The sequence below is a fragment of the Kitasatospora sp. NPDC034023 genome (genome assembly GCF_055575795.1).
The window spans coordinates 111,171-124,146 of record NZ_JBVIRY010000002.1; the positions used below are offsets into that span (position 1 = coordinate 111,171).

At 74.2% G+C, this 12,976-nt stretch carries 9 protein-coding genes; 6 read left to right on the forward strand and 3 right to left on the reverse strand.

Annotated features, from left to right (window positions below; all coding sequences use genetic code 11):
* Positions 1-192 precede the first annotated feature (192 nt).
* From ACZ52R_RS03385 to ACZ52R_RS03400, 4 genes are all read left to right on the forward strand, one after another.
* Positions 193-1,695 (forward strand): leucyl aminopeptidase, encoded by a 1,503-nt coding sequence (locus tag ACZ52R_RS03385; protein ID WP_465663752.1) that lies wholly within the window; start codon positions 193-195, stop codon positions 1,693-1,695.
* A gap of 398 nt (positions 1,696-2,093) precedes the next feature.
* Entirely contained in the window at positions 2,094-3,482 is a 1,389-nt protein-coding gene (gene lpdA / locus ACZ52R_RS03390) for a dihydrolipoyl dehydrogenase (RefSeq protein WP_030061083.1), read from the forward strand.
* A gap of 82 nt (positions 3,483-3,564) precedes the next feature.
* Entirely contained in the window at positions 3,565-5,352 is a 1,788-nt protein-coding gene (gene sucB, locus ACZ52R_RS03395; RefSeq protein WP_465752598.1) for a 2-oxoglutarate dehydrogenase, E2 component, dihydrolipoamide succinyltransferase, read from the forward strand.
* Positions 5,353-5,538: 186 nt separating this feature from the next.
* Positions 5,539-6,054 carry a DUF4240 domain-containing protein gene (locus tag ACZ52R_RS03400; RefSeq protein WP_360493023.1) on the forward strand — a complete coding sequence of 172 codons (516 nt, stop codon included), beginning with the start codon at positions 5,539-5,541 and terminating at the stop codon, positions 6,052-6,054.
* A gap of 79 nt (positions 6,055-6,133) precedes the next feature.
* Here the strand turns inward: ACZ52R_RS03400 and ACZ52R_RS03405 are convergent, their stop codons facing one another.
* Positions 6,134-7,222, reverse strand: a complete 1,089-nt coding sequence (locus tag ACZ52R_RS03405) for a DUF2510 domain-containing protein (protein ID WP_465621546.1) — start codon at positions 7,220-7,222, stop codon at positions 6,134-6,136.
* Positions 7,223-7,357: 135 nt separating this feature from the next.
* Complete coding sequence (locus ACZ52R_RS03410; protein WP_360492525.1) at positions 7,358-7,855, reverse strand: GNAT family N-acetyltransferase; 498 nt, start codon at positions 7,853-7,855, stop codon at positions 7,358-7,360.
* A 63-nt stretch (positions 7,856-7,918) separates the two neighbouring features.
* Between ACZ52R_RS03410 and ACZ52R_RS03415 the strand changes: the two genes are divergently transcribed.
* Both ACZ52R_RS03415 and ACZ52R_RS03420 read left to right on the forward strand, forming a co-directional pair.
* Complete coding sequence (locus ACZ52R_RS03415; protein WP_465621549.1) at positions 7,919-8,824, forward strand: TIGR01777 family oxidoreductase; 906 nt, start codon at positions 7,919-7,921, stop codon at positions 8,822-8,824.
* 520 nt (positions 8,825-9,344) lie between these two features.
* Positions 9,345-10,676 (forward strand): FAD-dependent oxidoreductase, encoded by a 1,332-nt coding sequence (locus ACZ52R_RS03420; RefSeq protein ID WP_465752600.1) that lies wholly within the window; start codon positions 9,345-9,347, stop codon positions 10,674-10,676.
* 286 nt (positions 10,677-10,962) lie between these two features.
* Here ACZ52R_RS03420 and ACZ52R_RS03425 read toward each other — a convergent pair whose 3' ends face one another.
* Positions 10,963-12,855: a regulator gene (locus tag ACZ52R_RS03425; RefSeq protein WP_465663749.1), complete on the reverse strand. Its 1,893-nt coding sequence runs from the start codon at positions 12,853-12,855 to the stop codon at positions 10,963-10,965.
* Positions 12,856-12,976: the final 121 nt, after the last annotated feature.

Sequence of the window (12,976 nt, forward strand, 5' to 3'; positions counted from 1 at the left end):
GGCAGGTCCTGCCCGCCCGGCGCGCACCGTGGAGCCGGGGCCTCTGGTGTGCGCGGCCGCTCCGGCGGCCGCGCACAGCCAGGGGCCCCGGACCCGGAGGCCCGCCGGCGGACGGCCTTCGACGGCGGGCTGCGCCGGTGCGGCAGCCGCGCCGCGACCGGCCGTGGACCGCGAAAGAACAGGACGCATTACGTGACTGCATTGTCTGTGAGCACCTCCTCCGCCGCCTCGCTGCGCGCGGACGCCCTGGTGGTCGGTGTCGCCAAGGGCCCGAAGGGCATCGTGCTGGCGCCCGGCGCCGAGGCCGTGAACGAGGCGTTCGAGGGCAAGCTGGCCGAGGTCCTCAGCACCCTGGGCGCGACCGGCGCCGAGGGCGAGGCCGTGAAGGTTCCCTCCCCCGCCGGGCTGAAGGCCGCGCTCGTGCTCGCGGTCGGCCTCGGCGAGGCCGGCGAGGAGGGCTACGGGCTGGAGGCGCTGCGCCGCGCCGCCGGTGTCGCCGCCCGTACGCTGGCCGGTGCCAAGAAGGCCGCGCTGGCCCTGCCGGCCGAGTCCGCGGCGGAGGTCGAGGCGGTCGCGCTGGGCGGTCTGCTCGGCTCGTACGCCTTCGGCACGTACAAGGGCAACGGCAACGGCAAGGAGCCGGTCGGCGAGCTGGTCGTGCTGGCCGCCCGCAAGGGCAGCAAGGACGCCAAGGCCGCCGTGGAGCGGGCCGCCGCGCTCGGCGAGGAGATGAACCGCGCCCGCGACCTGGTCAACACCGCGCCGAACGACCTGACCCCGAAGAGCTTCGCCGCGATCACGCAGGCGGCCGCCAAGGAGCACGGCCTCAAGGTCGAGGTGCTGGACGAGAAGGCGCTGACCAAGGGCGGCTACGGCGGCCTGCTGGGTGTCGGCAACGGCTCGACGAACCCGCCCCGCCTGGTGAAGGTGGCCTACACCCACCCGAAGGCCAAGGCCACCCTGGCGTTCATCGGCAAGGGCATCACCTACGACTCGGGCGGCATCTCGCTCAAGCCGGCCGGCCACAACGAGACCATGAAGTGCGACATGGCCGGCGCCGCCGCCGTGCTCGCCGCCGTGGTGACCGCCAAGCGGCTGGGCCTGGCCGTCAACGTGACCGGCTGGCTGGCGCTGGCCGAGAACATGCCGTCCGGCTCCGCCACCCGCCCGGGCGACGTGCTGCGGATGTACGGCGGCAAGACCGTCGAGGTGCTGAACACCGACGCCGAGGGCCGTCTGGTGCTGGCCGACGTCATCGTGCGGGCCGGCGAGGAGAACCCGGACGTCATCGTCGACGTGGCCACCCTGACCGGCGCCATGGTGCTGGCCCTGGGCAACCGCACCTTCGCCGTGATGTCCAACAGCGACGAGCTGCGCGACGACCTGCACGCCCTCGCGGGCGAGGTGGGCGAGCAGTCCTGGCCGATGCCGCTGCCCGCCGACCTGCGCAAGGGCATGACCGAGTCGACCATCGCCGACCTGGCCAACATGGGCGAGCGGATGGGCGGCGGCCTGGTGGCCGCCCTGTTCCTGAAGGAGTTCGTGGCCGAGGGCATCGACTGGGCGCACCTGGACATCGCCGGGCCGGCGTTCCACGAGGGCGCTCCGTTCGGCTACACCCCGAAGGGCGGCACCGCGAGCGCGGTGCGCACCCTGGTCCGCTTCGCCGAGCGGACGGCGAACGGCAAGGCCTGATCAGGCAGCCCGCTGCGACGGGGCCCGGCGCGGATGCGCCGGGCCCCGTCGGCGTTCCGACCGGGTTACCTGCGAGTAGGCCGGGACACCGGGGCGCACCCCTGTTCGCTGCGGGCGAAACTTTGTTCCACACTGCGGAAGAGACCGGGCGGGACAGGGCGGAAGACGCCCGTCCGGCGGCTGTCAACACCGCGCTGAGCTGCAATGATGCCCATCCGTGGGGGGTATTCCCGCCCCGGTGACCACTCTGCGGGACACCCCTGGGGTGGACCCGGACATCAGCCACCGCGAACAAGTGCGAAGATGTATTTCCGGCACGACTGGGCGCCTCACAAAGGCTTCCGACCCACCGGACCGTACCGGCCCGGCGACCCACCCCATTGCATGGAGGACGTGACGTGGCGAACGACGCCAGCACCGTTTTCGACGTAGTCATTCTCGGAGGCGGAAGCGGCGGTTACGCCGCGGCGCTCCGCGCCGCTCAGCTGGGCCTGAGCGTCGCCCTGGTCGAGAAGGGTGAGCTGGGCGGCACTTGCCTGCACCGCGGCTGCATCCCGACCAAGGCGCTGCTGCACGCCGCGGAGATCGCGGACGAGACGAAGGAAGCCGCCGAGTTCGGCGTGCTGGCCACCTTCCAGGGCATCGACATCAACGGCGTCCACAAGTACAAGGACGACGTCATCGCCGGCCTGTACAAGGGCCTGCAGGGCCTGGTGGCGTCCCGCAAGGTCACCTTCATCCAGGGCGAGGGCAAGCTCTCCTCGCAGACCTCGGTGGACGTCAACGGCCAGCGCATCGAAGGCCGCCACATCGTCCTGGCCACCGGTTCCGTGCCGCGCTCGATCCCGGGCCTGGAGATCGACGGCAACCGCGTGATCTCCTCGGACCACGCCCTCAAGCTCGACCGCATCCCGAAGTCGGCCGTCATCCTCGGCGGCGGCGTCATCGGCGTCGAGTTCGCCTCGGTCTGGAAGTCCTTCGGCGTCGAGGTCACCATCGTCGAGGCGCTGCCGCACCTCGTCCCGCTCGAGGACGAGAACTCGTCCAAGCTGCTGGAGCGCGCGTTCCGCAAGCGCGGCATCAAGTTCGAGCTGAAGGCCCGCTTCTCGGGCGTCGAGTACACCGAGACCGGTGTCCGCGTCTCCACCGAGAACGGCAAGCAGATCGACGCCGACCTGCTGCTCGTCGCCATCGGCCGCGGCCCGGTCTCGGCCGGCCTCGGCTACGAGGAGAACGGCGTCGCGATGGACCGCGGCTACGTCCTGGTCGACGAGTACATGCGCACCAACGTGCCCACCATCTCCGCCGTCGGCGACCTCGCCCCGACCCTGCAGCTGGCCCACGTCGGCTTCGCCGAGGGCATCCTGGTCGCCGAGCGGCTGGCCGGCCTCAAGCCGGTGCCGATCGACTACGACGGCGTCCCGCGCGTGACCTACTCCAACCCCGAGGTCGCCTCCGTCGGCATCTCCGAGGCCAAGGCCGTCGAGCTGTACGGCAAGGAGAAGGTCGTCACCCTCAAGTACAACCTGGCCGGCAACGGCAAGAGCAAGATCCTGAAGACCGCCGGCGAGATCAAGCTCGTCCAGGTCAAGGACGGCGCCGTGGTCGGTGTCCACATGGTCGGCGCCCGCATGGGCGAGCAGGTCGGCGAAGCCCAGCTGATCTACAACTGGGAGGCCCTGCCGGCCGAGGTCGCGCAGCTCATCCACGCGCACCCGACCCAGTCCGAGGCCCTGGGCGAGGCGCACCTGGCGCTGGCCGGCAAGCCGCTGCACGCGCACGACTGATCGCGCCCCACCCCACCTTTTCCGGTACTTCCCGTACGCAAGTACTTCCCGTACGCAAGACTTGATAGGAGTCGCTGAAACCATGGCGGTCTCAGTAACACTGCCCGCGCTGGGCGAGAGCGTTTCCGAGGGCACCGTCACCCGTTGGCTGAAGGCCGAGGGTGAGCGTGTCGAGGTCGACGAGCCGCTGCTCGAGGTCTCGACCGACAAGGTCGACACCGAGATCCCGGCCCCGGTCTCCGGCATCCTCTCCTCGATCAAGGTCGCCGAGGACGAGACCGTCGAGGTCGGCGCCGAGCTGGCGATCATCGACGACGGCTCCGGTGCCCCGGCCGCCGCTGCGGCCCCGGTCGCCGAGGCCGCGCCCGCCGCCGCCCCGGCCCCGGTTGCCGAGGCTCCGGTCGCCGCTCCGGCCCCGGCTGCTCCGGCCGCCCCGGCCGCCGCCGCTCCGGCTGCTCCGGCCGGCGACGCCACCCCGGTGCTGCTGCCCGCCCTGGGCGAGTCCGTCACCGAGGGCACCGTCACCCGCTGGCTGAAGGCCGAGGGTGAGACGGTCGAGGTCGACGAGCCGCTGCTCGAGGTCTCCACCGACAAGGTCGACACCGAGATCCCGTCGCCGGTCGCCGGCACCGTGGTGAAGATCCTGGTCGGCGAGGACGAGACCGCCGAGGTCGGCGCCCAGCTCGCGCTGATCGGCGCCGCGGGTGCGGTCGCCGCCGCCCCGGCCCCGGCTGCCGCTCCGGCTCCGGTCGCTGCCCCGGCTCCGGTGGCCGCTCCGGCCCCGGCTGCTCCGGCTGCCCCGGCTCCGGTCGCCGCCGCTCCGGCTGCTCCGGCCCCCGTTGCCGCTCCGGCTCCGGTTGCCGCCCCGGTTGCCGCCCCGGCTCCGGTCGCTGCCCCGGCTCCGGTCGCTGCCCCGGCTGCTCCGGCCGCTCCGGCTGCCGACAACGGTGACGCCTACGTCACCCCGCTGGTGCGCAAGCTCGCCGCCGAGCACGGCGTCGCGCTGTCCTCCGTCGCCGGTACCGGCGTCGGCGGCCGCATCCGCAAGCAGGACGTCATCGCCGCCGCGGAGGCCGCCAAGGCCGCTCCGGCCCCCGCCGCCGCTGCCGCCCCGGCCGCCGCGCCGAAGGCCGCCGCCGCGCCGTCCGCCCTCCGCGGCCAGACGGTCAAGATGACCCGCATGCGCAAGGTCATCGGCGACAACATGATGAAGGCCCTGCACGAGCAGGCGCAGCTGACCAGCGTGGTCGAGGTGGACGTCACCAAGATCATGGCGATGCGCGGCAAGGCCAAGGACTCCTTCCTCGCCCGCGAGGGCGTGAAGCTGTCCCCGATGCCGTTCTTCGTCAAGGCCGCTGCCCAGGCGCTGAAGGCCCACGCGGTCGTCAACGCCCGGATCAACGAGGCCGAGGGCACCATCACCTACTTCGACACCGAGAACATCGGTATCGCGGTGGACTCCGAGAAGGGTCTGATGACCCCGGTCATCAAGGGTGCGGGCGACCTCAACCTCGCCGGCATCTCGAAGAAGACCGCCGAGCTGGCCGGCAAGGTCCGCGACAGCAAGATCACCCCGGACGAGCTGTCCGGCGCGACCTTCACCATCAGCAACACCGGCTCGCGCGGTGCGCTGTTCGACACCGTGATCGTGCCGCCGAACCAGGCCGCCATCCTGGGCATCGGCGCCACCGTCAAGCGCCCGGTGGTCATCGAGGCCGACGGCGGCACTGCCATCGGCATCCGTGACATGACCTACCTGTCGCTCTCCTACGACCACCGCCTGGTGGACGGCGCCGACGCCGCCCGCTACCTGGTCGCGGTCAAGGAGATCCTGGAGGCCGGCGAGTTCGAGGTCGAGCTCGGCCTCTGACCCCTCCACGGTCCTGCGGAACCCCGCGTCGTCTCCGGACGGCGCGGGGTTCCGCCGTTTCCGGCCCCCGTCGCGCCCTTCCCGGCCCTGCTCGGCCGTTTCCAGGCCCGTTCCCCCGTTTTCGGCCCGGGCCGCGCCGGGTCATGGCATGCGCGGACGCGGCCGAACGGGGATGCTTGAGCGGTGATGGACGAGACGGACTTCTGGCAGATCATCGACGACACACGGGACGCCGCCGACGGCGATCCCGACGAGCAGGCCGACCGGCTGGTGGAGCGGCTCGTCAGACTGACCCCGGACGATGTGATCGACTTCGCCCGGCTCTTCGAGGCCCGGTTCCAGCGCGCCTACCAGTACGACCTGTGGGGCGCGGCCTACCTGCTGCTGGACGGGGCCTCCGAGGACACCTTCGACTACTTCCGCTGCTGGCTGATCGCCCAGGGCCGGGAGGTCTTCGAGGGCGGACTGGCCGAGCCGGACGACCTGGCCGACCTGCTGCCCGAGTTCGACGAGGAGGAGGATGGCGAGGCCGAGGACATCGGCTACGCCGCCGACGAGGCGTACGAGCAGCTGACCGGGCTGCCGCTGCCCGAGGTGGGCGGGCGGCAGGCCGGACGGCCGTCCGGGGCGACGCTGGACTTCGACGACCCGGACGTCATGGCGAAGCGCTTCCCCAAGTTGTGGGAGCGGTACGGGGACTGAGGCCGCCCCGGCTCCCCGCCTCCGGCCCTCGACTCCCGGCCCCCGGCCCTCGGCTCTCAGCCGGGGGCCGGCCCGGTGCTCAGGTGGAACTGCCGGACGAGCTGTCCTGCTGGACGCCCTTGAGGATCTGGTCCAGTACCGAGGCGTCCGGCGCCGCCGGGTTGTCGTCCACGCCGCCCTCGAAGACCACGTAGCCGCCGCCCTTGGCCGGGACCGCGGCCAGCAGGACGTAGCCCTGGGTGCCGTCCGAGGTGCGGACGTGCCAGCGCGTGGCGTAGCCGAGCACACCGGCGACGCTGACGTAGCCGGAGCCGTAGTCGGTGTGCGAGGTGATCCCGGTGAAGATCTGCCCCGCGTAGGTGGGCATCGTGGCGTCGGCGGCCGCCTTGGGGGTATCGCCCTGGACGGTGTTCTTCTCCACCGAGAACTGACCGCGGATGCAGGAGTTGCCGTCCGGGCAGGTGTAACGGCCGGTGCCGAGGAAGACCGTCGAGTGCGCCGAGTCGGTCGCCGCGTCCCAGCCGTCGTAGACCGGGATGGTGATCGCGTGCTGCGGGTCGGCGACGGTGCTCTTGAGGACCGGGGCGGGCTTGGGCGGCGACACCGTGGGGCTGGTGGTGGGCCGGGTCGGGCTCGGCGTGGGGCCGTCGCTCTGGGTGACGGTGACCGTGGGGTTCGGGGTCGGGTCCGCCTTCGGGTCGTTGCCGCCGCCGCTGAGCATGATCCCGGCGATGGTCCCGCCCACGACCAGCACGGTGACGGCGCCGCCGATGATCATGCCGGACTTGTTCTTGGCGGGCGGCGGCGGGTAGCCCGGCCCGGGGTAGCCGTAGCCCGCGCCTTGGGCCGCCGGGTAGCCGGCCTGGCCCGGGTACCCGCCCTGGCCCTGGTAGGGGTCCTGGCCCGGGTAGCCGTAGGCGGGGGCCGGGGAACCGTCCTGGCCCGGGTAGCCGTAGGCGGGGGCCGGCGAGCCGCCCGGGTAGCCGTAGCCGGGCTTCTGGTCGGAGGGCTGCCAGGTCTGCGTGGGGGCGTCGGAGAGCTGTCCGGCACCGCCCTGGAGCGGCCTGACCTCACTGGTCCAGGCGTTGCCGTCCCACCAGCGCTCGTGACCGGGGGTGCCGTCCGCACCCGGGACCGGGTACCACCCGGGAGGCGTCGAGTTGCTCACGGGCGTACGGTACCCGGCGTGGCGGCGGTCCAGACAGGGCGGGACCGTCACGACTCTGCACCGCCGCCGCACCGGCTTCCGCGCCGCTTCCGCACGCCGCCCGGGAGCTGACCGACCGCCGGGAAAGCCGGGGGCTCAGTCGGCCAGCCGGCGGGCCATCCAGATGTCGTCCACGTAGGAGCCGTCGATCAGGAACTCCTCGACCAGCGAGCCCTCGACGACGAAGCCGCAGCTCTCGTAGAGGCGGCGGGCCGGGGCGTTCCAGCCGAGCACCCGCAGGGTCATCTTCCGGGCGCCCTCGGTCCGGGCCGTGTCGCAGGCCGCCTCGACCAGCCGGCGGCCGATGCCCCGGCCGCGGACCGTGCCGTCGACGGCCAGGCCCTGGATCTGGCGGACGTGCCGGTTGGCGACCAGCGGGGTGGCCGGGACCTGGCGGACGTAGCCGACGAGCCGGCCGTCCAGGACGGCGAGCAGGAACTGCTCGGGGGTGCGCCGCTCGTCGAAGAGCCCGTCCTCCTCGGGGGGCTGCGGGGAGACATCGGACAGGACCGACCAGGCCGCGCGATTGAGGACGGCGAGGTCGCGCTCGTCCTCGGGCCGTGCCGGACGGATGATCAGATCGTCGTCGAACATGCGCGTCATGCTAATGAGACGCCTGAGAAGGTGACAGACAATTCCAGCTGCGAGGATGAGCGCATGCGCATCGCTGTCACGGGTTCCACGGGATTGATCGGTTCGGCCCTCGTCCGCTCCCTGCTGGCGGACGGCCACGAGGTGGTCCGGCTGGTCCGGCACCGGTCCAGGACGGGCCCACAGCCCGACGGCAGCACGGCGATCGGCTGGAACCCACTGCTCGGTGAGGTCGAGCGGGACGGGCTGGCCGGGGTCCAGGCGGTGGTGCACCTGGCCGGCGCCGGGGTCGGCGACCACCGCTGGACGGACGCCTACAAGCGGGAGATCCGGGAGAGCCGGGTCTACGGCACCGAGACGCTGGCCGTCGCGCTGGCCGAGCTCAAGGAGCCGCCCCGGGTCTTCGTGAGCGCCTCCGCGGTCGGCTGGTACGGGCAGACCGGCGACCGGGTGATCGACGAGGACTCCCCCGCCGGCGACGACTTCCTGGCCGAGGTCTGCCTGGAGTGGGAGGCCGCCGCCAGGCCCGCCGAGCGGGCCGGGATCCGGGTCGTCCACCCGCGCACCGGGATGGTGCTGTCCTCGAGCGGCGGGGCGGGCGGGCGGCTGTTCCCGCTGTTCCGGATGGGCCTGGGCGGGCGGCTCGGCAACGGGCGGCAGTACTGGAGCTTCATCTCGCTGCACGACGAGGTGGCCGCGCTGCGCTTCCTGATCGACCACGACGACCTGTCCGGCGCCTTCAACCTGACGGCGCCGAACCCGGCGACCAACGCCGAACTGACCGCCGCGCTCGGGCGGGCGCTGCGGCGGCCGACGCCTTTCCCGGTGCCGGAGGCGGTGCTCAAGGTGGTGCTCGGCGAGCTGGCCGTCGAGGTGGTCGGCAGCCACCGGGTGGTGCCACGGCGGCTGTCGGACGCGGGCTTCCGCTTCACGCACCCGGACGTGTACTCGGCGGTGCTCGCGGCACTGTGACGGCGGTGGTGCTCGCGGCGCGGTGACGGCGGTGGTGCTCGCGGCACTGTGACGGCGGTGGTGCTCGCGGCGCGGTGACGGCGGCGGTACGCGGCGCGGTGGCGGTGCTCGGAACGCCGTGACGGCGGTGGTGCTCGGAGCGCCGTGCCGGCGGGCGCCGTGACGTACGCGTGCCGGGCCCCGTGCGTACCTCCGGCTACGGCATCCGCGCTGACCAGGGGCATATGCCGGGCGGGGGTCGGACGGGGCTCCGGGAGGGGGCGCACGGGAGCACATGGCGGGCGCGTCGCACGCCCCCGGTGACCGTACGCGCCCGCCGACCCCCGAACCCGGCCACCACGGCGCACTGTCCGTGACCGCGCCCCCGCCCGGTGCCGCACAACCCCTGCAGGCCCTCGAATCCGGCCCGATGTGCTTGTCTGATGCTCACACTGACTGGGCATCACCCTCCTCGAACCGTGTCCCGGCACCCCGCTGCCTGCGTCGGCCGGAGCCCCGGGCCCAGGGAGGGAGCACGCCAGTGCCCACGTACGACTTCACCCGCCGCGCCCGTCGGCCATCCGACCCGGACGTCGTCGTGGTCGGCGCCGGACTTGCGGGCCTGGCCGCCGCCCGCGCGCTCACCGGCCACGGCCTCGCCGTTCGGATCCTGGAGAGCAGCGACCGGATCGGCGGCCGGATGGCCACCCGCGAGCTGGACGGCTTCCGGCTCGACGACGGCAGTCACCTGCTGAACACCGCCTTCCCCGAGCTGCGCCGCGCGCTCGACCTCGACCGCCTCGACCTGCGCCCGCTCGCACCCGGCGTACTGGTGCACAGCGGCGGCCGCCGGTACCGCACCGGGGACCCGCAGCTCACCGCCGCCCGACAGGCCGCCACCCGGGCCCCGCTCGGCAGCCCGCTGGACAAGGCCCGGCTGGGCAGCTGGCTCGGCCGGCTCGCCGCCACCCCGATCGGCCGGCTGCAGGCCCGACCGGAGACCACCGCCGCCCGCGCGCTGACCGGCCACGGACTCGCCCCGCGCACCGTCGAGGGCTTCCTGCGCCCACTGCTCAGCGCCCTGCTCAGCGACCCGGCGCTCGGCACCAGCAGCCGGGTCGCCGACCTGGTGCTGCGCTCGTACGCGCGCGGGCGGCTCTGTCTGCCCGCCGACGGGATCGCCGCGGTGCCGGCCCAGCTGGCCGCCGCGCTACCCGCCGGCACCGTCCACACCGGGGTGCAGGTCACCTCGATCGCCGCGGACGGCGTGGAGACCCTCCACCACGGGCGGACCGGCGCCCAGGCCGTCATCGTCGCCACCGACGCCCGCTCCGCCACCGAGCTGCTGCCCGGCCTGCGGCTGCCGGACTTCCACCCCGTCACGACCTTCTACCACGCGGCCGACCACCCGCCGGTGGGCGAGGCCGTGCTGCTGCTCGACGGCGACCGGCCGAACGGGCACCCGCCACTGGTCTCGCACTCGCTGGTGCTCAGCGAGCTGCACCCGTCCTACGCCCCGGCCGGCCAGACGCTGGTCGCCACCACCGTGCTCGGGCGGCGCGCCTTCGACGCGAGCGGCCCGGCCGGACTGGAACCGGCCGTCCGGGCCCGGCTCGCCGAGCTGTACGGCACCTCGACGGCGGGCTGGCAGTTCCTCAGCGTGCGGCACGTCCCGGACGCGCTGCCCGCAATGCCGCCGCCGCACAACACCCGGCGGCCGGTGCGCCTGGTGGCCGGGCTGTACGTCGCCGGGGACCACCGGGACACCAGCACCGTGCAGGGCGCGCTGGTCTCCGGGCGGCGAGCGGCGCGGGCGGTGCTGCGCGACCTCGGCGTCCCGGCCGACGCGCGGGAGGCGGAGGCGGCGGCCTGAGGGGCCACCGGGGCGGTCGGCGAATTCGGGCCGATCATCGCGATCGCCGTGCTGCTCAGCGGCAACTCCCCCGCCCGTGGTGGTCACCACCATCGAGGTGGAAGCCGGGCACCTGGCGTCCTCGACCGCGGCGGCGCTGGTCGGCGCCGGAATGCCGTCGGTGCTGGTGTTCCCGCTGGCGGCGCAGCGGGTGCGGGGTGGCGCGCGGCCGTCCGGGGCGGCGGCCGGGGGCAGGCCGAGGGTCCGGGCCGAGAGCTGGTCAGCGCCCGGCCCGGACCCCGAACGGTCAGATGACCCCGGCCTGGCGGGCCGTCTCCTCGAAGGCGCGGGCCACCGGGCTGCCGCGGTAGGGCGTGAGGCGGCGGTGGAAGTCCCGGACGTACTCCAGCGAGCGGGCCGAGCGCATCTCCCCCGCCGCCCGCAGCGCGTCGGTCGCCATGGCGCAGGCCTCGTCGAGGTCCCCCATGCCGAGCCGGGCGGTGGCCAGCACCAGCCGGCAGAAGATCCGGCTGCGCGCGTAGGCGGGCGAGCGCAGCCGCAGCGACTTCTCGGCGTGCTGCGCGGCGGTGCGCCACTGCTGCAGGTCGCGGTAGCAGTGGGCGAACTCGTCGGAGAGCTGCGCCTCGTCGAAGTACCGTGCCCAGGCCGGCAGTTCGTCGCCGGTGCGGGCCGCCGCCAGGGCCCGCTCGGCGCGTACCAGGGCGGTGGTGCAGGACCGGACGTCGCCCAGCAGGCCGTGCCCGCGGGCCTCGGCGGCGTGCATCAGCGACTGGACCACTGGGGGGACGGCGGTGCCCACGCCCTGCTGGGCGACCCGGGCGAGCTGGACCGCCTCCCGGCCGTGGCCGAGGTGGACGGCCTGCTGGCTCATCGTCACCAGCACGTAGCCGCCGAGCGCGCGGTCCCCGGCGGCCTGGGACAGGCGCAGCGCCTGGACGAAGTAGCGCTGGGCCAGGCCGTGCGCGGCGATGTCGAAGGACGTCCAGCCGGCCAGCCGGGTCAGATCGGCGACCGCGCCGAACAGGGCCCGGCCGATCTGCTCGCCGTAGCGGCCGCGCAGCATCGGCTCGGCCTCGCTCTCCAGGTAGCGGACCAGCGCCTGGCGGGCGTGGCCGCCGCCGTAGGCGTGGTCGAGCGCGCGGAAGAGGTCGCCGACGGCGCGGATGGCGGCGATGTCGCCGCGGCCGACCCGCAGGGCAGGGCGGGATTCGCGGGCCGGGTCGGTGTACGGCGGCTCGACGGCGACCGGTGGGCGGCGGCTCTGGATGGGCACCCGGCCGATGGTGGGGGCGGTGCCGGTCGTCCCGGCCGTGCTGCGCGCGGTGGGCGGCGCGCCGGGCAGGCCCGCGGCCGGGCCGCGCGCCGGGCCCACCGGGGACGCGCCGGGCGCGCTCGGCGCGGGCGCGCCGGTGATGGCGGCGGAGGCGGTGCCGGCGGACGGCGGGCCGGCGGCGGTGTCCGTCCGGGCCAGGGTGGAGCCGTCCCGGGCGACGCGCTCGTCGGTGCGGCCGATCAGCCAGTCCCGGCTGGGGACGACCAGGCCGGCCGGGGTGAAGGCGATCCGGCGCAGCTCGGACTGCGGGCCGTTGTCCTTGCGCCACATGCTCGCCACGATGTCCACCGCCTCCTGCGGGGTCTCGGCGAACTCGAGGCCGGCGTAGACCGGGGCGCAGGCGTCCAGGCCGAGGTCCTGGGCGGTGAGGCGGCGGCCCAGGCGGCGGGTGAAGACCTCGGCGATCAGGGCCGGGGTGGCGCCGCGGGGTTGTTGGCCGCGCAGCCAGCGGGTGACCGAGGTCTTGTCGTAGCGCAGGTCGAGGCCGTGCTCCAGGCCGAGCTGGTCGACCCGGCGGGCCAGGCCGGCGTGCGAGAAGCCGGCCTCCTCGATCAGTGCGGCGAGCTGGCCGTTCTGCGGGGCCGGGCCGGAGTGGCCGGTGCTCCGCGCGGGCGCGGGCGCGGGCGCGGGGGTGACGGGGGTCTCGTGCCGGTCGGGTGTGGCCTGCGAGGGCAGCCGCAGTTCGTCGGCGGTCGAGGCGTCGGCGGTCAGCGTGTCGCCCGTCAGGGCGTCGGGGGCCAGGGCGTCGGGGGCGTCCGGAAGGGTCCGACCGACCGGACCTCGGTGCTGGCCGAGCGGGTCGAGCGGTCCGTACGCCGGGCTGTCGGTTGCAGGCCGTTGGGGCATGTCTGTCAACACCTCTCGGACGTCGCACCGGGCTCTACCAGCACTTCGGCGGCCTGGGGCGGCGCCCCCTGTCGGGAATCGGCGTGAATGTAGCGAGCATTCGGGCGCTATGGGTGGATCT